18 protein-coding genes and 2 tRNA genes are annotated in these 23,101 nt (G+C 43.1%); 1 reads left to right on the top strand and 19 read right to left on the bottom strand.

The features are described 5' to 3' along the window. Positions 1-58 precede the first annotated feature (58 nt). The 16 genes from xerA to OCV54_RS02505 all read right to left on the bottom strand — a co-directional run bounded on the left by xerA (position 59) and on the right by OCV54_RS02505 (position 20,401). Complete coding sequence (gene xerA, locus OCV54_RS02580; RefSeq protein WP_055222503.1) at positions 59-1,027, bottom strand: site-specific tyrosine recombinase/integron integrase; 969 nt, start codon at positions 1,025-1,027, stop codon at positions 59-61. 97 nt (positions 1,028-1,124) lie between these two features. Further along, on the bottom strand, positions 1,125-2,237 hold the full coding sequence (locus OCV54_RS02575; protein WP_055222501.1) for a restriction endonuclease subunit S: 1,113 nt from the start codon (positions 2,235-2,237) through the stop codon (positions 1,125-1,127). 362 nt (positions 2,238-2,599) lie between these two features. Continuing rightward, the gene (locus OCV54_RS02570) at positions 2,600-4,111 is read right to left on the bottom strand and encodes a class I SAM-dependent DNA methyltransferase (RefSeq protein ID WP_055222499.1); all 1,512 of its coding nucleotides are present in this window, start codon (positions 4,109-4,111) and stop codon (positions 2,600-2,602) included. Positions 4,112-4,274: 163 nt separating this feature from the next. After that, positions 4,275-4,970, bottom strand: a complete 696-nt coding sequence (locus OCV54_RS02565; RefSeq protein WP_055222498.1) for a YczE/YyaS/YitT family protein — start codon at positions 4,968-4,970, stop codon at positions 4,275-4,277. Beyond that, positions 4,967-5,428: a MarR family winged helix-turn-helix transcriptional regulator gene (locus OCV54_RS02560; protein ID WP_055222497.1), complete on the bottom strand. Its 462-nt coding sequence runs from the start codon at positions 5,426-5,428 to the stop codon at positions 4,967-4,969. Before OCV54_RS02560 ends, OCV54_RS02565 begins: the two co-directional genes overlap by 4 nt. 173 nt (positions 5,429-5,601) lie before the next feature. Continuing rightward, positions 5,602-10,932: a glycoside hydrolase family 9 protein gene (locus OCV54_RS02555; protein WP_055222496.1), complete on the bottom strand. Its 5,331-nt coding sequence runs from the start codon at positions 10,930-10,932 to the stop codon at positions 5,602-5,604. Positions 10,933-11,066: 134 nt separating this feature from the next. Further along, entirely contained in the window at positions 11,067-12,038 is a 972-nt protein-coding gene (locus tag OCV54_RS02550) for a bifunctional riboflavin kinase/FAD synthetase (protein ID WP_055222495.1), read from the bottom strand. 12 nt (positions 12,039-12,050) lie between these two features. Continuing rightward, the gene (gene truB, locus OCV54_RS02545; protein ID WP_055222494.1) at positions 12,051-12,953 is read right to left on the bottom strand and encodes a tRNA pseudouridine(55) synthase TruB; all 903 of its coding nucleotides are present in this window, start codon (positions 12,951-12,953) and stop codon (positions 12,051-12,053) included. Positions 12,954-13,037: 84 nt separating this feature from the next. Continuing rightward, on the bottom strand, positions 13,038-13,985 hold the full coding sequence (locus tag OCV54_RS02540) for a DHH family phosphoesterase (RefSeq protein WP_015534839.1): 948 nt from the start codon (positions 13,983-13,985) through the stop codon (positions 13,038-13,040). Between the two features lie 33 nt (positions 13,986-14,018). Next, positions 14,019-14,432 (bottom strand): 30S ribosome-binding factor RbfA, encoded by a 414-nt coding sequence (rbfA, locus tag OCV54_RS02535; protein WP_015534838.1) that lies wholly within the window; start codon positions 14,430-14,432, stop codon positions 14,019-14,021. A gap of 8 nt (positions 14,433-14,440) precedes the next feature. Then, positions 14,441-17,326 carry a translation initiation factor IF-2 gene (gene infB, locus OCV54_RS02530; protein ID WP_055222493.1) on the bottom strand — a complete coding sequence of 962 codons (2,886 nt, stop codon included), beginning with the start codon at positions 17,324-17,326 and terminating at the stop codon, positions 14,441-14,443. 3 nt (positions 17,327-17,329) lie between these two features. After that, complete coding sequence (locus OCV54_RS02525; RefSeq protein WP_082418050.1) at positions 17,330-17,659, bottom strand: L7Ae/L30e/S12e/Gadd45 family ribosomal protein; 330 nt, start codon at positions 17,657-17,659, stop codon at positions 17,330-17,332. Next, positions 17,643-17,912, bottom strand: a complete 270-nt coding sequence (rnpM, locus tag OCV54_RS02520) for an RNase P modulator RnpM (protein WP_015534837.1) — start codon at positions 17,910-17,912, stop codon at positions 17,643-17,645. The genes OCV54_RS02525 and rnpM overlap by 17 nt, the downstream gene beginning before the upstream one ends. A gap of 49 nt (positions 17,913-17,961) precedes the next feature. Then, positions 17,962-19,143 (bottom strand): transcription termination factor NusA, encoded by a 1,182-nt coding sequence (nusA, locus tag OCV54_RS02515; RefSeq protein WP_055222492.1) that lies wholly within the window; start codon positions 19,141-19,143, stop codon positions 17,962-17,964. Between the two features lie 12 nt (positions 19,144-19,155). Further along, positions 19,156-19,578, bottom strand: coding sequence for a ribosome maturation factor RimP (locus tag OCV54_RS02510; RefSeq protein ID WP_055144996.1), 423 nt, complete (start codon positions 19,576-19,578; stop codon positions 19,156-19,158). Positions 19,579-19,762: 184 nt separating this feature from the next. Further along, positions 19,763-20,401 carry a precorrin-2 dehydrogenase/sirohydrochlorin ferrochelatase family protein gene (locus OCV54_RS02505; RefSeq protein ID WP_015534836.1) on the bottom strand — a complete coding sequence of 213 codons (639 nt, stop codon included), beginning with the start codon at positions 20,399-20,401 and terminating at the stop codon, positions 19,763-19,765. Positions 20,402-20,500: 99 nt separating this feature from the next. On the opposite strand from OCV54_RS02505, the gene OCV54_RS02500 reads away from it, so the two are divergent. After that, entirely contained in the window at positions 20,501-21,733 is a 1,233-nt protein-coding gene (locus OCV54_RS02500) for a peptidoglycan-binding domain-containing protein (RefSeq protein WP_055222491.1), read from the top strand. A 113-nt stretch (positions 21,734-21,846) separates the two neighbouring features. On the opposite strand, the gene OCV54_RS02495 is transcribed toward OCV54_RS02500, so the two are convergent. The 3 genes from OCV54_RS02495 to OCV54_RS02485 form a co-directional block, all read right to left on the bottom strand. Next, a tRNA-Glu gene (locus tag OCV54_RS02495) sits at positions 21,847-21,918 on the bottom strand. A gap of 40 nt (positions 21,919-21,958) precedes the next feature. Further along, positions 21,959-22,030: transfer RNA gene (locus OCV54_RS02490), tRNA-Glu, on the bottom strand. A 252-nt stretch (positions 22,031-22,282) separates the two neighbouring features. Further along, positions 22,283-22,852 (bottom strand): hypothetical protein, encoded by a 570-nt coding sequence (locus OCV54_RS02485; RefSeq protein ID WP_055222490.1) that lies wholly within the window; start codon positions 22,850-22,852, stop codon positions 22,283-22,285. Positions 22,853-23,101 lie beyond the last annotated feature (249 nt).

Genomic DNA, 23,101 nt, shown 5'->3' with positions numbered 1-23,101 from the left:
ATCTACAAATACGAATTTGAGGTTTGTGAATCATAAATATATATCCACAACAAATACATCACGCAATATACCGTCTATGCGATACCTTTACATTATTTTGATTAACTATCGCATACTGCATAGTCGTATCTATCTGTGAGTGTCCCAATATCTTCTGTACCTGCTCTATCGGCATTCCTTTATCTATAGCTCTGGTTGCCATTGTCCTTCTAAATTTATGTGGATGTATCTTGTCTATATTCAATTTTCTTCCCAGTTCTCTAACTCTTATCTCAACTCCACTTATCTTTAATCTTGCATGTGGCGCATCAAGAGTGACAAATAAAGCCGGATTATCATCAGTCCTGCTCTCTATATATTCTTGCAAATGCAGCTTTGCCTTTGCATCGAAATAAACTCTTCTTTCTTTATCACCTTTACCGAATACTATGCATTCCCGTTCTTCAAAATCAATATCCGATATATTTAAACCTACCAGCTCGCCTACTCGTATACCAGTCGAATACAAAAGGTCAATCATGGCAAGATCCCTGACGCACGTACAATTATCACGAAGTTTTTCAATCATTTCATCAGTTATAGTTTCTTTAACCGGCTGTTTCGTCTTAATTTTATGTATTCGTCTCATAGGACTTTTCAATATGTAGTCCTCTTCTTCAAGCCAGCTAAAAAAGCTCGACATATTTCTCCGGACATTGTCTACAGTTACTTTGCTGCAATTATTAACCTTCTGATAATCAACAAGATACCCTCTTATCTCGTCAGTTGTTATCTTTCTGATAGGCGTTTCAATACTACCAAGCATATGTTCAATAGTAACACGATAATACTGTAAAGTTCTTTCAGAACATCCCTCAATCTGCTTTGCGTCAATAAACATTTTCAAATATTCTACATTAGGAATTTCTTCTGTCTTTGCTTCGTTTTCTGCCAAATGTTTAAGTAACGTCTCCTGTAATTTCTTCATCTGAGATATATTCAGATAATCTGCCATCTCGTTAAGTATCTTGACTAATTTTTCTTCCATGTTCGTATTCTCCTTCCAGATTCTACCAACATCCTTCACCAGTCAAACCTTATTTAATTCTTATTTCTATACTTTAAGAAACATATGCTATAAATTATTATCCAAAATATTTCTGCATTAAACTATCAAACAATATCTGTGCCTCATCAAGAGCCTTTTGCACAACAACTTTTGATTTGTCGACTTGCTCACTAAATAATGAGTATTTTAATTGAAGTTCTATAGGTGGTACAATTGTAGGCAATCCCCTTAATTGACTCATATTTATACTTGCTATACCTGTCGTTTGTTTTGCTGCTCTTAAAAAATAGGTCTTTGCTTGTGAACTCTGTAAATATGCAGCAAAATATCGTGGCAATATTTGCGTTTCATCTAATCGTACTCTAAATATATGATTCTGATGGATACAATCTTTCGGTGGCAAAGATATAATAGCTCCTCTTCCTAATTTATCTGGATCTCCCCCCTCAGTCATTAAGACATCATCTGGCAATAATTTATACTGAATTATTTCATCTTCTGTTGCTAATATTGTTTTAACAGTTGTCCAATCTATATATCCGTCTTTTACGTTTGAAACAGCCATATATGGCACTTCTCGCAATTCCCCACATTTTGTTTTTCTTCCTTTAGTTATTCCTGAAACAATATCTGCAATTTCTTCCAATTTAACTTTATTATATTCTATTTCGTTTTCAAACATCTCTACAAATCGGGCTTTGATAAGCTTGTCTAATAACTGCAATTCTAAAAATCTTTGTTCTTTTATCTTTACAATTCTATTCAGCTCATCAACAATATGCTTTTGATCTTCTATGCTCCTTGAGGGAATCTGCATCTTGCGCATAGCAGCCTGTGTTAATTTTTGCCTTGTTGCTCCATTAACCATTCCATCAACATTATAAAACATAAGTGAATAACACAAATAATCCACGTCTAATCCGATCTTAGGCTTTAAAACATGAGCATGGTTATTGATCCAGCATTTTCCTGAAACTCTATATGCAATAGGTTTTTCTTTTGAGCCAAAGTTACCACCATCTTCTGCAAGTAATACAAGTTCATCATCAAAAATATAATCAGCGACATGGTCTTGAATACCATTTGCCCCATAATAAGGATAATCTCCCTCTTCCCTGTCAGATGCTGTAATTGGCACTCTCATTGAATCAAGTATTTCACAGCAATCTTCAATGTACATCATATCCATATCTTTATTTCTACAAATTCGACACTTTAATAAATATAGTTTGTGCTTGTGCTTACAACGGAACTTTTTATAGCCATCATCAGCTTATGCATTACTTGCTTTGCTCTTGGTTATGCCGTTGGCTCTAAGAGCAATGATAAGAAATAAGACAAAAAAGTAACCGCCCGGTCCTGACAAAACTTGGCGGTTACTTTTTTGTAATCATCATATCAGGGCTAACCGTCTATCGGTAGCACCTTTTGATATTATATTAGCATCCAACCGCTTTCATGTCAAACATATATTCGATTGTCATTTACTCATACAAATACGAATTTGCTAAAGTCGAGTTTGTTTTCCCCTTTCCTAATATTTTCAATCAATTACTGGTTATCATCAGCCAGTAATTTCTCAAGTTCATCCATTTCCTGACTTATCTGTCTCTCCAGATCTCTTATATTTGCCATTATCTCAGATGTAGGTGGATACTCTACCGGTGTATACTCCACTTCCTTGTACTTATTGATGCTGAGGTCGTAAGCATTGTCCACTATCTCTTCCTTTGACACAAAGAATGACTTGTCCGTTCGCTTTCTGTCATTTTCTTTGTCAAGATGTGCAAATCTCTCTATTATGTCAGGTATATCGTTATCATTTATCGGTGTTCTCTTATCATCCAGACTGTATCCGTCTGCCGTCATATCATAGAACCAAACTTTATCTGTTCCGCCGTGATCTGTCTTTGTGAATATCAGTATCGCAGTTGACACTCCCGCATATGGCTTAAACACTCCCGATGGCATGGATATGACCGCCTGAAGTTTCTGATTTTCCACTATTTCTTTACGGATTGCCTTATGTGCTGCAGACGAGCCAAATAAAACTCCATCCGGAACTATACATGCACATCTGCCGCCTACCTGCAATATTCGTATGAACAATGTCAGGAACAGCAATTCTGTCTTCCTTGTCTTGCACATCTTGAGAAGATCTGCTGAAACCGATTCGGCATCGAGACTTCCCTTGAATGGCGGATTTGCAAGAACAAGTGTATATTTATTCTTATCACTATTCTGATCTGACAAACTGTCTCTATATTCAATACATGGATTGTCTATACCATGTGTCATCATATTCATGGCACCTATACGAAGCATCGTTCTATCCATATCATATCCATAGAACATATGATTCATATAGTGATCTCTATTTGCTTTGTTATAAAAGATGTCTTCTTTCTTCTTTTCTCTGAGGTACTCCCCTGACGCAACAAGGAAACCGGATGTTCCACACGCAGGATCACATATCATCTCGTCCGCTGCCGGATCCATCATCTCAACCATCATACGGATGATGTGTCTTGGTGTCCTGAACTGACCGTTTCTTCCAGACTGTGCTATCTTTGAAAGCAAATATTCATATACATCGCCTCTCACGTCAACTGACTGGATTTCATTCATCAATTTATATATCTCATCCAGCGAGTCAACAACCTTTGAAAGAAGAATCGGTGTCGGAAGCTTGAATATGGCATCATCCATATATTTTGAATATGCGCTGTTCTTGTCACTATGCAGATTTTTTATGAATGGGAATACCCATTCCTGCATGACACTGTACATTTTCTCAGCAGGGAAATCCCTGAATGCAGACCATTTGAGCTGCTTTCCATCAATGTTTCTGTCTCCTATCTTCACCTCATCAGCAAATATACTGCTAAATGGAAGCCCTAGCATCTCACATTCCTTAGCCTTTTTGTTGTCCACATCATCAAGATCATGGATAAACATAAGATATGTTATCTGCTCTATAACCTCAAGTGGATTGACGAGTCCGCCTGCGGCAAATATGTCCCATAAACTGTCTATTTTATTCTTCAAATCCCCTGTTATCATTTGCATTCTCCTTTACACGTACAACAAACCAAAATTTGTATGCTATAAATTATACACCACGTAATATCAAAAGCAAACAAATAAAACTCACCAGGCTAGCCATTTATGAAGGGAAAATATCAGATATGGAACACCTTGTCCCCTGGAACATACACATCTCTTGCTACTTCGTTCCGTCAATTCTCTCCCTGAGAACTTCCTTCTCAGTGTATGTGTGCTTTCCAAGAAGTTTGTCTCGTTTTCCGCCAAATACCTTATTTAACTTACCCAGATTGAATCCAACAAGGAATGCGGCAATAACCGTACCGGCTCCCACACTTCCAAGACTATGTATGCAGATCAGACATGTTACGACCGACACAGCCACCATAGAACAGTCAAATCCGATCTTTACCTTTGAAAATTCAATGTGTGTGACCTCTGATACAGCCTGCATGACACCCTCTCCGGCAAGAGGAATAAGATTGGCCGGCAGATAGAAAAAGATTCCAACCGCTATGAATACAGTACTCACAAGCATAAGCACAATTCTCATCGCTATATTATCAGTGCTCGGCAGAAATGAAGCCAGGTAATTGCAGAATGTTGTAAAATATCCGAACACTATTCCCACAACAACCTGAAGCAGATTGATCGGCTTAAACCTCTTCCTGAGTATCAGGATCTGTATAAGCACAAGTACCGCATGGAATATGATGGTCGCTTTTCCCATCTCTATTCCCCATACACAGGTCATGGTATATGGTATGGAACTCACCGGCGACACACCGAGATTGGATTTTACCGACAGTGCAATTCCTATAGTCATAATAAACAGTCCAACGAAATACATTGGAATTCTTACCTTCATGTTCTTCATCTCTTACGTTCCTCTTTTCTGTTGTCTTTTTCGCTGCCCTTCATATTGTCGTACACCCTTACAAGAAGTGACTGCAATTCTTCCGTCTCTTCCGCGGTAAATCCCCTCAGTGCCACAGATTCAACTAAGTCAAACTTCTTATTGAGCATCTCCACATACTCTCTGCCCTTATCTGTCAGATACACATACAGGGATCTCCTGTCCCCTGCCTTTGTACTTCTCTGTATATAACCTTTATTCTCCATGCCACTCAACACAGCGGTTATCGATGCCGGCTCTATATGACATCCCGCCGCGATATCCTTCTGACACGCCCCATCATGATCCTTCAGATAATCCAGCACCTTAGGTTGTCCCATGGTGAGCTCTGTATCCTTTATCTGGCTCAGCAATGCCTTCTGTACCATGAAATGATCTGCCATCAGCAGATAATGTATGGATTTCTTATGTTCATCCATTCGGATTCTCCTCTCATTTTAGTTATAATTCTAATTATTAGAATACTAACGATATTATACACATAGTTTTATATATGTCAAATCGCCACTCATTCAGTCTGCACAAAAAAGATCCGGGAGCATCTGCACCACTCCCGGATCTTCAATTATTATATATTTTATTAAGCCCTTTGTTATTTCTTTATGACTGCCTTCTTAGATACTCCTCTGTTCAAAAGTATCTTTTTATAACTCTTAAGCTTTTTTGCAGGCACCTTTACAGTAAGCTTCGCATATGTACCCTTGAATGCCTTGGCTCCAACAGTTTTTCCTGTCATCTGTGTATTCTTTATCACAACCGTCCTGAGCTTCTTACATCCATAGAACGCCCTGGCGCCTATGGTCTTAACATTTCTGCCAAGAGTAATCTTCGTAACCTTTACATTCTTGTTGAACGCCGCTTTTCCTATGGCTGTAACCTTAAATGTCCTACCTCCAAGCTTTATCGTATCAGGAACAGCAACTGTCTTTGTCTTCTTGACAACAGACACGAGAGTTACAGTACCCTTGCCATTCAGGGATGCATTTGTGATCTTGTACTTGTAATTTCCATTTGCATAGATCTTACCCACAGCCGCAGTTATGTCAAAATACTTTGTCTGTGTTCCACTGTAATTACCGATTCCCATTATCACAACTTTTGCCTTGCCAAAGTCTTTATTTGACGAATATGCAACTCTGTAATCCTTGCCCGCTGTGAGTGTCCGCTTACCGCAGGTAACCTTCACCGCTGGTGTTATAGCCTTGCCTGTATATACAGCCGACTTTGTGATTGTCACAGAGGCTTTACTTATCGCCTGCTTGTTTATTGCAAATGTAAGAGTCTTTGAGCCCTTATATCTGCCCTGACCTTTGACAACTACCTTTGCTGTACCAGCATTAGTATTGCTGCTATATGAAACTATATAGTCAGTTCCCGCATCAAGTGTTCTTCCACGTGATACAACCTTTACGGCCGGTCTTGTCGCTGCACCTGTATATGTAGTCTTGTACGAAGCATTTCCAGTTGCCGCAAATGTAATATTTGCATCAACGCTTATATCCACAACTATCCATATCCATACAGCCTTAAATGTTATATCCTCTGATACAGCGCCGTACACAGAATCAGCATTATAGCTTGTTCCGGCTTCATCCTGCCATGCCAGCACATATCCATCCCTCGATGTCTTGTAATCAGTACCATCAGACATGGTGATATTTATTTTCGACAGATCAAGAGTTGATCCCTTGTTTACAGATGACGCATACAACTGGTTGCCATTCTCATCTGTGAACACAACCTTTACCATGGTTACACTGTCACCCTTGCTGTCTACCGGATCCTTGGAATAAGTTGGAGCTCCACCTATTGACACATCGCCATCAACAATGATCGTTCCATCATCTGACTTTACGCCAAATGAATTTCCACCGACTGATCCGGATGCATCCGCCGTAACACTTCCACCAACCAGTTTGATAGAATTGTCTGCTGAGATTACCGACTCCCCATCGCCAAGTCCTGATGACTTTGCATCAACAGAGCCTCCGGTGATCTCCACATCCGATGCCGATATTGCAGAAGATACGGAATCTATGCTGTTGCTTCCTCCAGCTATCTTCACCGTTCCTGCAGATTCAATTCCCTTGCCGTCGGACTTTATCTGTATATTGTCTATCTCGATATTTCCATCTGCCTTGATCGCAGCCGCACCCGGTGTCGCCGTTGATATCTTGGAAGATGTATCCTTTCCAGATACCTTTACATCCGCTGCGTTACTGTTATCGCTTACACATGTTATACCATCAGCAATCTTATTTTCTACGCTTACCTTTATGACAAATGTTCCAGAATTGCCCGGACGAACCGTGATCTTCTTTACAGTAGCATTGTCCACGGTTATTCCACTTGCATTTCCGGTATCAACAATTACATCCTCACCATTTCCTGTGATCGTGTAATCCTTATTCTCGGTAAATGAAACTGATATGATTCCACCAGACTGTGATACCTTTACAGTTGGATTTTCCTCACTGTCTGTGAATGCTCCAACATATCTGCTGTCATTCAGTCTTCCGATGTCAATTACGAAAGGATCTGATAAAGGTGTAGTCACCTCAAGTGCCTGGCTGATCTGACCAGACTTGACATTTGCAGTTTCTTTTACCCTGCCATGTACATAATATGTAGTAAATTCCTTGAGTCCGGTAAACTGAGCACCATTCTGCCACGTAAGCTTTGATGCATCAACATCCTTCTCACTGGATATTGCATACTCGATCTCACCTACTGCTCCTGACACCTTGCCGCTGACGGTCACCGAATAAGATGTTACTGAATTCTTTGTCAAAGTAACAACAGCGGTATTTTCTCCCTTTGCCACTGTCGCCTTGAGTGTTACGTTCGCTGAGCCATTTGCTGTTGATATAACCAGTGTATCACTGTAGATTCCGGCGCCAAGACCATTTACCGGTTTCACCGACACTGTTGTTTTATTTCCTGCAGAAATCTGCCCTGCTGGTGATGAAACGATCTGGAATGCCGTTCCATCCTTAAGCTCAGCCTTTACATCTGTAAGGGTTGTCTCCCCGGAGTTTGACAGTTCAATAGCTGCATGATTCGCATTTGTATAGCCATATACGAGATCTGTCCATGCCTTGGCATCACTGCTACATGACAGCTTTCCAGGAGTGAGTACCTTGACAACACACTCCGATTTTATTTCCGAGCCATCCTTAGCCGTAGCTGTGATGGTTGCCGTTCCGGCTGCGAGGGCTGTAATCTTGCCATTCTGTACGGATACCTTAGCCTTATCTGAACTTGACCACACAAGGGATGTATCTTTTGCATCAGCAGGTGTTATCGTTGCCTTGATCTCATCACTGTCACCCACATTAAGTGTTATGTATGTCTTGTCAAATGAGATTCCTGTAACCTTTACGGCTGGTGTCTCTGACGGAGCCTCTGTGTCTTTCTCAGACGTTGAACCCGTTGTTGATCCGGTTGATCCGGTTGAGCCAGTTGAGCCAGTTGAAGGATCCTTCGTATCGTCCTCTGTTGTCATGCCTCCACCAGATTCACCGCTTATCGTCCTAAGCTCTGACGACACCTCGCTCTTTGGAACTACCTTCTGTGCTGCCTTCTCCTCATCTGTTCCGCTGTTCTTTACATACAGATAAAGTCCAGCTGCTGCACCCACAAGGCTTGCATTATAGTCCAGTGCAACCTCGTTCTGGTTATAATCTTCTGAGCTATCTACATAGGATGTACTCGAACCCGCCGGACCGCCAACCAAAGCGCCGACTAGTACATGTGCCTGCTTTGTATATGCATTTCCAGTTACAGAACCCTGATATCCGCTTGAGGCTCTGTGATGAGGGTACTTTGATGAATACTTGTTGTAACCGACAACAAAACACTTTGAACCTGCATTGTTGCCAAGTATGTACTTCATCTGACCATTTGCCCATGATGAATAATCATTCTTTCCATATATAGTATCATACAGAAGACCTGTCATCTGATGAGCAGTGTTATATCTCGCCGATCCCCAGCTGTCTATCAGGCAGAAATTGTTATCTCCTGACTGTGTCTTGCTTGCTATAAGTCCTGACTGGTTCTCCACGAACACGCTCTTCTTGGATGAATTAGGACTGTAGAGCAGAGCCGCCTGAGCCACGTTATTCCAGCAAAGAGCCCAGTTAGGATTTGTTCTGCCACCATATACATTATTGTATTTTGTTGCATATGCTGATTTTCCTGTAGCCTTGTACAGAAGAGCCGCCGCAAGGGCATAGTCATCTTCCCATGAATCTGAGTTATAGAAACCTGATGCCGGACCCGAGCTGTTCTTCTTAGCCTTAGTATCCGCATATGTGAAAAGCTTCTCCGCATAGGAAAGCGCTTTCTTATCCTTGTAATTTATATAATATGCCGCAAGTGCCGCCGCTGTCTCTGAAACGATATCTGTACACGTATCCGAATCAGATGTGAATGTTGCCTGTCCACTTCTTGATGACTGCTTTTCCGGAGCTCCCCAGTATCCATGATCTACATTTCCATCACCGACCTGATAACAGAAAGCCTGAACCGAACCATCGCTTCCAAGGACTGTGCATCTCTTGAAATAATCAACGAATCTGTCCATGATCCTCTTGTAGTGTGCCTCTGTAGCAGTATCCGCAAATGCCTCAGCAAACTCCATGTGCGCAAGTCCTAGAACTGTAGCCGAATATGCCTGTGGCAGACCAAACTTGGCATGATCTCCCGCATCATGGTATCCACCGCTGACATCCACAGTCTTTCCATTATATGTTGTTTTTGCATCCTCAGTATGACAGTTTGATCTCCAAGAGAACTCACTCTTTGCAGATACATCACTTCCGCACATATTCGCATCATAAAGATACAGTGACTCCTGAAGAAGCTTTGCATAATTGTACTCAACATCCGTATTGATCTCACCTGTGTTGTCCCCGGCTCCGCCAGATGATGATGAAAGCGAACCGATAAATGAGTCAAATGCACCTGACTGTGAGCTGTAGTACACCTTGACACCTGTTATAGACACACCGTTTGCCGTACCTGTGTAGCCAAGCTTTGAATATCTCACGCTCGAACCGGCATTTACTGCACCTGACTTCTTGGATGTGTTTGGATATATGTACAGCTTTCCATCACTGAATACACCCTTGATAGCTGACCAGCTGCTGTAATCCTTAACTGCAGTTACCGAACCATTCACATCAGCTACCGCTATCCAGTCAGCTATGTATGAATTGCTCTTGTTATTTATCGTTATCTCTGTCTCGTAGTAGCCATCTCCCTTGGCTGTTCCATCTCCATCGGCAAGGCTTGCAGTTACGCTTGAACTTGTGTTTCCAATTGAATCAAGATCTGCACTGCCTGATCCGCTGTCGCCTGAACCGCCTGACTCCCCTGACGAACCGCCCGAGGTGCTCTTTGTTCCTGAGAGCACCGCTGACACGATCCTGAATTTGATCGTGCTGTTCTCCTGGAGATTTGCAATCTGTATACCAAATGCCACGCTCTCTGTGCTGGTAGTATTGATCGATGCCAGATCAAGTGTAGCCTCAAACTGTCCGGCTTTTTCCAGATTAATCCATACATCATTATTGGACCACGATGGCCCATATGATACAAATGGCATAACTCCTGAACTTTCCCCACTTAGTTCAGTGAAATCCTCCACCGCATATGTGATCTTGAGTGTCTTATACCCGGCATCAGCAATCGCTTTCATAGAGCCGAGTTCACTCGGTGGAGAAAACCTCATCTCTGCCTTAGGCTTCTTACTATAAGTATCCGACTTTGCAGTCACCGTCTTCCAGCCGGTGTCCGGTTTCAGATCCAGCGTGATGCTCTCCGCCTTAGCTGTGATCTCCGGCCAGGTTATACTGCCGATGATCATGCATAAGGTGAGAACATATGCCAGGATCCTGCTCGCTGCTTTCTTTCTCATTTTACTTTTCCTCCTTGTACTTCCTTTTTCCTCCTAAAAAATACCCTATTATTAAAAATATAGCACAGAAAACATCTTCATGCGACCCAATAATCCGTCATTATTTATGCGCATAATTACCAATGTTTTCTGTGCTATTTTACCAATACTTTATTAGCAAGTATTCTTTTTGAAGTTTCTATGTCATTTGCCATCTGGGCCTTGAGCTCATCCAGGCTTCCAAATTTCTTCTCACCTCGGATCTGCTCGATAAGCTCCACCTTGATGACCTGTCCATATATGTTCCTGTCAAAGTCGAAGATATTCGTCTCTATGGTGATATTTCCCTTGTCGTTGACTGTAGGATTGTCTCCTATGTTGGTGATTCCCATATAGACTCTGAAAGGATCCTCATGTCCCGTATGCTTCCCCCGGATTATACTGATCCTTGAAGCATACACACCAGCCGGCGGGTACAGCTTGCGCTCCTCCGGCAGCATATTCGCAGTCGGTATTCCTATTGTCCTTCCAAGCTGTTTACCGGACACCACTTCACCTGTCATACTGTACGGTCTGCCGAGCATCGGAATGACCGACCTCACATCTCCCTCAGAAATATTCTTCCTGATGACAGTTGAGCTGACCACCTCGTCATCCTGTTCCAGCTTGTCTATGACTATGACCTTATATCCATACTCGTCCGCATAGCTTCTGAGGGTATCCACATCGCCCTTTCTGTCTCTGCCGAATCTGTAATCGCTTCCAACCACGACATATCCGGCCCGCATCATGTCCACCAAAACATCTCTGATGAACGCCTTCGGCTCTGTAGCCGCAAATGCATCGTCAAACGGATATTCAACCAGGACGTCAACTCCGGTATCCGATACCACCTGTGCCTTCTCGTCAGATGTGTATATGGTCTTCATATTGCTCACATCAAACACATGATTCTCCCTCATGTCAAATGTGAACACAACGCCCATATATCCCTGTCTCTGAAGCTTCAACACCTGCTCTATCAACAGCATGTGTCCCTGATGGATACCATCAAACTTGCCCAGGGCAACCGCCGTGCGCTCTGTGCTATTCAGTTTTACCTTCTTCGTGTCCTTTATATGAATCATAACTGTCTGTCCTTAATTGCTCACCGGAAACATCTTGAACGGCACATACTGCCTCTTCTCATCGCTGTATTCATACAGTGCCGCAAATCTTCCATTCTCATCGAACACCTTGACATAGGTATCCCTGTGTATCTTATTCTCGGCAAATGCATCCGCACTGAGCTTATTTCCATTTGCAAGAAGTTTCTCACCCTTTGCTGATATATGGAGTTCTGGAATATCCGGCATAAGCTTGTCTGTTGTGAGCACATGCTGCATGAGTGTCCCGTCATCCCTTGCCTTCTCCACCTCATCAAGCGTCAGACTTTCTTCTATAGTAAAGCCCTTCACCTCGGTTCTGACAAGCTTCTCCATCACCGCACCGCAGCCAAGCTTTTCTCCTATATCCCTGCACAGGCTTCTGATGTATGTTCCCTTGGAACAGCTCACATCAAATGTCACTCTCGGGAGTTCTACTGACTGTAAAGTAATCCCATGTATCGTGACCGGTCTCGGATCCCTCTCAATGACCTGTCCGGCTCTTGCCAGTTCATAGAGCTTCTTACCATTCACCTTGATGGCTGAATACATAGGCGGGATCTGCATGTAATCGCCTACAAAACTCATCACCGCAGCCCTGACTGTCTTCTCATCAGGATATACATCTGTCACGTCTGTCATGACTCCTGTCACATCTTCGGTGTCGCTGGTCTTTCCGAGAAGCATGGTACATGTGTATGTCTTGTTCTTCTCAGTGAGCAGATCGCACATCTTCGTAGCACTTCCCAGACACACAAGAAGAACTCCCTCCGCCATGGGATCGAGAGTTCCGGTATGACCTATCTTTTTCTGTTTTAATATACCACGGAGCTTTGCCACCACATCAAATGACGTGAACCCCTGCTCCTTATATATATTGATAAATCCATCTATCATAACTATTTCAAATCCAATCCAAAGTCTTTTACATCAGTCCGCTGTATCAGTACCTGTTCCAGATCACATCTTTTCTGCAATTTATCAGCCAAGCTGTTTCTCTATATCCGCAACTATCTCCGCAACTATCTTTTCCGGATCACCTGACATATTGCATCCCGCAGCCTTCACATGGCCGCCACCGCCGTGGCTGCACGCGATCTCACTCACGTTCACGATATCATTTGCCCTGAGGGATATCTTGTAATTATCCTCACCAGCCTGATACATGAAGAAAGCAACCTCAGTACCTGATGTCAGTCTGAGCTGATCCACGATTCCATCCGTATCCATCTTGCTGGCACCAAATCTGTCAAAGTCCTCCTTTGTCAGAAGTGTATGGGTTATCTTTCCATCTGCAAACTGCTTCATGTTGAGAAGCGCATAGCCCAGAAGCTTATTCTGTGTGAGCGTCTTCTTGTAAAATGTCTCATCTATGACAAAGCTTGGTCTCGCTCCCTTCTCTATCAGGATTCCCGCTATGGTCATGGACTCTCTGGTGGTATTGCTGTGCTTAAACACTCCTGTGTCGTGGACTATACCGGTATACAGACACTCTGCGCACTGCTGGTTGATCTTTTTCTCATCCAGGAGCTTGAATATAGCCTCCGCAGCGGAGCATGCATCACTTTCCACATAGCACACATCACCAAAGCCTTTGTTAGACACATGGTGGTCTATGCAAAGAGTTCTCTTCGCAGTCTCATAATATCTGACAAATGGTGTGAATCTGTCCATATCTCCGCAGTCAAGCGACATAAACAGATCATAGGTCTCGTCATCTGCCTCATGTTTTACAGTAGATGCACCATTCAGGAACATAAATACATCTGGGAATTCCTGAAGATATACCTGAACCCTCTTGTCAGGGTAATTGCTTGTAATATAGTTATACATTCCAAGTGTTGAACCTATACAGTCACCATCAGGATTAATATGTCCTGTTATGGCTATGCTGTCTGCGTTCTCTATCTCCCTTATAAGATCGTTCATGATATACCTCCTTTTAAATTCTCATATTATATCCTACTCTTCAAACTCATCTTCACTCTCTGAGTTTTCATCTGTACTCTCGTCAGCATCGCCATGCTTTCCGAGAGCCTCATCTATCTTGTGGGACATACTGACACCATACTCTATGGACTGGTCCATGATAAATGTTATCTCCGGTGTATTGCGCAGATTTACAGAATGAGCAAGCTCTCTTCTGATATATCCCATTGCGCTGTTCAACCCTGCAAATGTGGAATCAACAGCATCCTGGTCACCCAGGACACTGATATATGCCTTGCAGAACTTGAGATCAGGTGTGACAACCACATCAACGACCGAAGTCATAGGTGATATTCTTGGATCCTTGATCTCACGGCTGATGATCCTGCTGAGTTCTCTCTGGACCTCACCGTTGATCCTGTTATTCTTTACACTGTTTTTTCTCATATCTATTACTACTTTCTAGGCACCTCTACCATCTCGTATGCCTCTATCTGATCTTCCTCTGCAACGTCCTGGAAGTTCTCGAATACCATACCACACTCAAAGCCGGACTTAACTTCCTTGACATCATCCTTGAATCTCTTGAGTGAAGCAAGCTTTCCTTCAAATATAAGATTGCCCTCTCTGGTAATCCTTACGCTGCAGTTTCTGTTGATTGTTCCGTCGAGAACATATGAACCGGCAATGACACCGATACCAGAAGCCTTGTATGTCTGTCTGATCTCTGCGTGTCCGATGACCTTCTCCTCATATATAGGATCAAGCATACCCTTCATTGCTGAATCAATATCCTCTATTGCATTGTAAATGACTCTGTACAGACGAACATCTACCCCCTCGCTGTCAGCCATATCCTTTGCTCTCGCATCCGGTCTGATATTGAAACCGATTACGATGGCATTTGATGCTGATGCAAGAATTATATCTGACTCGTTGATAGCACCTACACCTGCATGTATGCACTTGATAACGACCTCGTCATTTGAGAGTTTTAAGAGACTCTGCTTAACGGCCTCAACTGAACCCTGTACATCTGCCTTGATGATGATCTTGAGCTCCTTGAGGTTGCCGGCCTGGATCTGGCTGTACAGATCGTCAAGTGACATTCTCTGCTTTGTATCTGCAAGAAGCTTCTCCTTACCCTGCGAGATATATGTCTCTGATATGGTTCTTGCTTCCTTCTCATTGTCAACTGCCATGAATATCTCGCCTGCATCAGGAACTGTGTTGAGACCCTGGATCTGTACAGGTGTTGATGGAAGAGCCTCTGTAACTCTCTCACCTCTTGAGTTGGTCATGGCACGTACCTTACCATGTGACGCTCCGACAGCGATGTAATCTCCAACATGGAGTGTTCCCTTCTGTACAAGCATTGTTGCAACAGGTCCACGTCCCTTGTCAAGCTCAGCCTCGATGACGATACCTCTTGCCTTTCTGTTAGGATTTGCCTTAAGTTCAAGCACATCCGCTGTGAGGAGGATCATCTCAAGGAGATTGTCAATACCTTCCTTAGTATGTGCAGATACAGGACAGAATATTGTTGAACCACCCCAATCCTCTGGGATAAGCTCATACTCTGTAAGCTCCTGCTTAACTCTCTCTATATTTGCACTTTCCTTATCGATCTTGTTGATCGCTACTATGATCTCAATCCCGGCAGCCTTTGCATGGTTGATAGCCTCGATAGTCTGTGGCATTACTCCATCATCGGCAGCTACAACAAGGATAGCGATATCTGTACTCTGTGCACCACGCATACGCATTGCTGTGAACGCCTCATGTCCAGGAGTATCAAGGAATGTTATAGTCTGGCCATTTACATCGACAACTGATGCACCGATGGCCTGTGTGATTCCACCAGCCTCACCTGATGTTACCTTTGTCTGTCTGATCGCATCAAGGAGTGATGTCTTACCGTGATCAACGTGTCCCATAACGCAGACTACTGGAGGTCTTGGAACCATGTCCTTCTCGTCCTCTTCGTCCTCCTTCAGGAGTTCCTCGATCACATCTACCTTCTCCTCTTCCTCAGCTATACAGTTGTACTCAAGTGCGATCTCTGAAGCCTCGTCAAATGGAAGCTCTGAGTTCACATTGACCATCTTACCTGCGAGGAACAACTTCTTGATAAGTGCTGTTACAGGAGTCTTTACCGCATCAGCCAGCTCCTTGAGTGTTACAACCTCAGGAAGTGTGATGGTTCTGATTGCATCCGGATCCTCCTGTGGTGCCTGCTGCTTCTTCTGTGGCTTGTTCTTCACATTCTTCGCAAGTCTGCTGATATCAGCCTCGACCTCCTCAGGTGATCTTCTGTTGCCCTTACGTGGCTTGTTCTTATCTCTGTTGTAGTTATCTCTGTTCTGGCTCTTTAAATCCTTACCCGGCATCTCCTTCGCATCGAAGTCCTTGCGGTCTCTCTTGAATGGTGCTCTCTTCTGAGCTGGGCTGTCATCCTCGTCATCCTTGCCAAATGGCATATTGATACGGTTGCTGAAACGGTTGCCACCATCTCTGTTAAAGCCTCTTCCGCCCTGGTTTCTATCGCCATTGCCGAAGCGTCCGCCACCCTGGTTTCTGTCTCCGTCTCTGTTAAACCTTGGTCTGTCACCCTGGCCGTCCCTGTTAAATCTTGGTCTGTCACCCTGGTTTCTATCACCATCTCTGTTAAACCTTGGTCTGTCATTCTGGCCGTCTCTGTTAAATCTTGGTCTGTCACCCTGGTTTCTGTCGCCATCTCTGTTAAACCTTGGTCTGTCGCCCTGACCGTCTCTGCCTACTCTTGGTCTGTCACTCTGATTTCTGTCGCCCTGGCCATCTCTGCCGAATCTTGGTCTGTCACCCTGATTTCTGTCGCCCTGGTTCCTGTCGTTGCTGAATCTGGCTCTGTCTGAACCGCCCTGTCTGTCGTTGTTAAATCTGACTCTGTTACCGTTGTTATTCATCTTGCCGCCGTTTCTGTCCTCCCTGGCAAATCTTACATGATTGCCAGAACCCTGTCTGGCTGCTGAATTGTCATCCCTTGAAGGATTCTGCTTCTGCGCGTCCGCCTTTGGCGCTGCAGCAGGCTTTGCTGTCTCAGGCTTTGGCTGCTCTGTCTTAGGCGCTGCCTTTGGAGCCTCCTGCTTTGGTGTTGCAGGCTTTGGGGTCTCAGCCTTTGGAGCCTCGGCCTTTGGCGCAGTCTTTGCTCCAAACTTAGCTTTAATTATTCCAACCATCGAATCGTCCAGATTGGACATATGACTCTTGATCTCTATTCCCTTTGCGCCAAGTGTATCTATGATATCTTTATTTGAAATGTTTAACTGTTTTGATAATTCGTGTACTCTGATTTTAGCCAAATGTTACACCTCCATGTTTTCATTTACATTCATGTACTTTATGATCTGATTCCCGAATCCCTCGTCAAGTATCGCAATGGATGTTCTCATCTCATTGCCACTGTACTTGCCAAGCTCATCCTTTGTCCCGTACTCATAATAAGGAATCCCATAATAATTACATTTCTGGTCGAAAAGTTTCTTCGTATTGTCAGAGGCGTCCTTCGCCACAATGACCACGTACGCGCTCTGATTCTTAACTGCTTTCTCTACTGAGAAATTGCCACTGCACAGCCTTCTGGCTCTGGCACACAGAGAAATTAACGAGTAGATCTTGTTATTCTTCAATGTCACGCAGCTCCTTGTCTAATTGTTCATACACCTCAGCAGGTATGCTGACCTTGAAAGCCTTCTCAAGTGCTTTGCTTCCAACCGCCTTCTTAAGGCACTCGGATCTCTTGCATATATAAGCGCCTCTTCCGTTGAGCTTGCCGGTTGCATCAACTGCGAACTGCCCGTCATTGCTTCGGACTATCCTTATCAGCTCACTCTTCGGCATCATCTCACGGCATCCAAGGCATTGCCTCAGAGGTACCTTCTTTGCCATCTCATCACTCCCTATTCTCTATCATGTGCCACTACATCAATGCAAATGATTACTCTTCGTCGTTTGTGTCTACTGTTTCATCTATGTCAAATGAAGCAGCATCGGCATCTTTATCTTCGCTTACTTCATCATAATATTCATCTTCGTTATAAGGATCAAAGTTCTCATCCTCTGGCTGCTCATCAAAGTAACCCATCTCCTCGGCCTTTGAATGGCTCTTAATATCGATCTTGTATCCTGTCAGCTTGGCTGCAAGGCGGGCATTCTGACCCTTCTTACCGATTGCAAGTGAAAGCTGTGTATCAGGTACTACGACAAATGCTGTCTTCTCATCAAGATCAACTGATACGTCCTCAACATCTGAAGGACTGAGCGCATTGTAAATAAACTCAGCAGGGTTCTCACTCCAAGGAATGATGTCGATCTTTTCACCGTTCAGATCTGCAACGACAGCATTTACTCTGTCACCATTGATTCCTACGCATGCTCCAACTGCATCGACGTTCTCATCGTTTGACCATACTGCGATCTTAGATCTTGATCCTGCCTCTCTGCAGAAGCTCTTGATCTCAACTGTTCCGTCTGCGATCTCTGTTACTTCCTTCTCAAAAAGTCTCTTGACGAGCTCTGGATGAGTTCTTGATACAGTGATCCTTGGTCCTCTGTTTGTCTTCTTGACCTCTGTGATATAAAGCTTTATTCTGTCGCCTCTCTCGTATCTCTCTCCCTCGATCATCTCTGACGGCTTTAAGAGTGCCTCTGTCTTGTCATCAAGGCTCACATTCACGCTGTCTCCAACCTGTCTCTGAACGATTCCTGTTACGATATCCTTCTCCTTCATATGGAAGTGATCGTATATAGCTGCTCTCTCGTTCTCGTTGATCGCCTGAACGATGACATTTCTCGCACGCTGTGCTGCGATTCTTCCAAAGTTCTTGGTTGTGATCTCTATATTTACTGTATCACCTATCTCGTACTTGCTGCTTATCATCTTGGCCTGCTCCAGTGTTATCTGGCATGCAGGATTCTCAACTTCCTCAACAACCTCTTTGGCTGCATATACATGGCACTCACCAGTCTCTCTGTCCAGTGAAACTGTAATGTTCTCGTCTGTATTGAAATCCTTCTTGCAGGCTGTCTTGAGTGATCTCTCTATAGCCTCAAGCAGAACATCCTTGCTAATGTTTCTCTCCTTCTCAAGCTGATTCAATGCTTCAATGATCTCTGACACCTTTTTATCCTCCTAATATATAAATGCTAATCGTATCATGGAAATATCTTTTCTCGTTATCGTTATCTCTGTCTCATCCTCAAGCTCAATGGTAACTGTATTCTCATCATATGCCTTGAGCACACCCTCGAATTCCTTTGCACCATTCACCTTGGCAAATGTCTTGATCTCCACGACCTTACCTATGCTTCTCTTGAAATCCTTCTCTTTCTTCAGTGGTCTCGTAAGCCCCGGTGAGCTGACCTCCAGTATATAGGCATCTCCTATATAATCATCCTGGTCAAGCAGGTCTCCAAGTGCTCTGTTCACTATCTCGCAATCACCGATCGTGATGCCACCTTCCTTGTCCGCATACACTCTGAGGTAATAATCACTGCCTTCCTTGACGTACTCCACATCAACAAGCTCCAGATTGTTCGCCTCAATGATCGGCATCACAAGTGCCTCCGTCTTTGCTTCAATATCCGCTCTCTTCGTAAATACGACCACCTTTCTGTAAAATATTATCCCCACAACAATTGAGAGTGGGCCAAGGCCCACTCTCATGCTGTAATCTATAACAATCTCACTTATTGTATCATAATTATCAAATAATTCAAGTACAAATATTAACAAATATTTATGCGTTTCTTCTGGCTGCGTCCTCACGGTAATATTTGTCAAGCACCTTGTTCGCCTTCTTGTCGTCAAGAACGCATTTGTTGGACAGTGCAACCTTGACGAGTTCATCCAGTGCTTCCTCCCTAAGTGCCGTGCTCTTGATGTTGACATTTGCAAGCTCTGTGTACGCTCCCATCTTTCTTGTGAGCGCCTCGTACTCCTCTGGAAGCATCCTGTCTATCATATTCCTGATCTGCTTGGATACCGCCTGGCTGTTGCCGCCTGTTGTGACTCCCACCACAAGATCTCCGCGGACGATAACGCCTGGAAACAGGAAGCTGCTGAGCTCCTTGTTATCAGCCACATTTACCATGATGCCCCTGTCATTACAATATGTACCTATCTTGGCATTGATCTCCGGGCGCCTGGTTGCCGCCACAACAATGTCTGCATTCTGCAGTATGTCAAGTGCCACGTTGCTCTCATGTACATTTATTCCCTTTATCGCTTTTATATCATCGCACACCTTTGGCGCAATGACCGCTATCTTCGCTCCGAAATACAGCAGCGAATTGATCTTTCTAAGTGCTGCCTTACCTCCACCTACAACTATTACTTTCTTGCCCTCAAGATCGATGTACATTGGAAAGTATGCCATATCTTATCTCCTCCGAATATTCTATAAATCTAGTCATATACTTACTGTGAAAGCTGCTTAAAAAACTTTCACAGCAAATTATAAATGAGGAATTAAGAAATGGCAATTACAAATAACGTTGGCTCACTAAAAATTCAGATAACGAACAACAATTTCTTTCCCGTCGAGGGTGCTTCCGTATACATAAGCCCTACGGGAATGCCCGATTCCACCTCAGAGGAATTTGTCACCGATGAAAATGGTATCGTCATCGACGAAGAGCTTCCCGCCCCCGATGTCGCCTACAGTCTGGAGCCTGGCGAAAACCAGCCATACTCGGAATACAACGTGCTTGTGAACGCTCCCGGATACAACGAGCGCTTCATCTCCGGGGTTCAGATATTCTCCGGTGAGAACGGGATCCAGAACATAGAGCTGACACCATCCGATGGAAGCGATACGAACCCTACCGTTCTCGACGCCCACACCCTCTGGGAGCAGTATCCACCCAAGATCGCCGAGGACATGATAAAGCCGGTGAATCCATCAGGCGGCATAGTGTTGAGCCGCGTCGTTGTACCTGAGACCATAGTTGTCCATGACGGCGCCCCGGCGGACTCCACCGCCAGAGACTACTATGTTCCATATAAGGATTACATAAAGAATGTTGCCTGCAACGAGATATATTCCACCTGGCCTGATGCAGCCATCCGTGCAAATGTACTGGCGATACAGTCATTTACCCTTAATAGGGTCTATACCGAGTGGTACAGGGGAAAAGGATACGACTTTACTATCACGAGCAATACCGCGTTCGACCAGAAGTGGGTCTACAATGCAACCATATTTGAAAATGTCTCCCAGATCGTCGATGAGATGTTCGCCAACTATCTCTCAAAGCCCAACGTTACACAGCCACTGTTCACCCAATACTGCGACGGCAGACGTGTATCCTGTCCTGGCTGGATGACACAGTGGGGGTCAAAATCCCTGGCAGACGACGGTCTTACCGCCATCCAGATTCTCAGATACTATTACGGGGATACAATATACATCAACACCTCGGAGACTATATCCGGTATACCTTCTTCTTATCCGGGCTACGAGCTGACCATCGGTTCAAGCGGCGACAAGGTCTCACAGCTCCAGAGACAGCTCGCCAGGATCTCACTCAACTATCCTGCCATCGGTACCGTAACCGTCGACGGCGTATATGGTCAGAACACCGCTGATGCTGTGAGAAAGTTCCAGCAGATATTCAATCTTCCGGTTACCGGAGTCACCGACTATAAAACGTGGTATAAAATTTCACAGATATATGTGGGAGTTACGAAGATTGCGGAGAATGTGTAGATTTATATATAATTTCTATTCATTGAACTGGAGATTGCCTAGAGCTTCCTGCATTTTAACAACCTATTACTTAAAACATAAAAAGCTGAAATCATAATGATTTCAGCTTTTAGCAGTTCGTAGGGGAATCGAACCCCTGTTTTCGCCGTGAGAGGGCGACGTCTTAGCCGCTTGACCAACGAACCATAAGTCTTGTTATTTAATTATTGAATCTTTCGATTCTAGCAGTTCGTAGGGGAATCGAACCCCTGTTTTCGCCGTGAGAGGGCGACGTCTTAGCCGCTTGACCAACGAACCATAAGTGCTTGTATCCTGCCGCTTCGCTTGCGACCTGTTTAATATAACAGAAACGAATGCAGAATGCAAGCACTTTTTTTATAAAATTGCAAACTTTTTTCAGATTATTACATTTCTTGACTTATGATTTGATGCCTTTCCCTCAATCATCGGAGATATAAAATCTTCTAAGTTCAGACCATATTAATCAAACCTCTTCTAATGAAATTTAACAAATCCCTCAATATTATCAACATATACCCTTATATCTTCTTAATTATCTATTTTCATTTCCTTATAAATTATATTAAAATTATTACTCTGATAAAATTTAAAATAATCCTTTTCATCTTTTAAATGTATGACGAGCACTGGTAACCACCACTTTGAAAACATTATACTTTTCATCCAATATGCCTCCTCTCCATCTTTATTTACTACTTCAGAATATTTTCTTTTAATATAGCCAAATATTGCTTTATTATCCGAACTATTTTTCTTAACAAAACTAGCTAAAATAATCGGATTTATTTCATCATATCCAAAGGTTGTTATTAATTCATCAATATTTACCATAGGATCATAGTTACTTATTACATAATAATGCCATATCTGCAAAATTGAATCATGATAAGTTGCATTAATAAAGTCATTTTTTGTTTTGATTAAATTTATTATTTCTTCTTTTTCATCACCATCTTCTATCAATTCCAATATCGCAATGATAACCCTATAGCAACGTGATGCAAATATAGGTTCCAAACAAGCCAACTGCAACATATATGCCACAGTATGCTTTTTTAAATCAATTTTTTCATCTTTATCAAAGCTTAGCTTATTCAAACAAATTGCTCTCCTAAACATCGATAAAAATGCTTTTATCTCCGATTTCAAATTATTATCATAAGCTCTAGCAACATAACCTTTAATATTATAAAAAAGTTCTTTATCATATTTTATTTTATCTTCCGATTCAAAATCAAAAAAAGTAAAACGTCTATTTAATTCTGATATGTACCCTCTTTACTGGACAACCAGTAAGGAGGGTATTTTTATGCGTTATAGTTATGAGTTTAAAATGATGTGTGTTGA

It is taken from the genome of Coprococcus aceti, from assembly GCF_025567285.1.
GTDB lineage: Bacteria > Bacillota > Clostridia > Lachnospirales > Lachnospiraceae > Coprococcus > Coprococcus aceti.
This window is presented reverse-complemented; position numbering and strand designations above follow the sequence as displayed.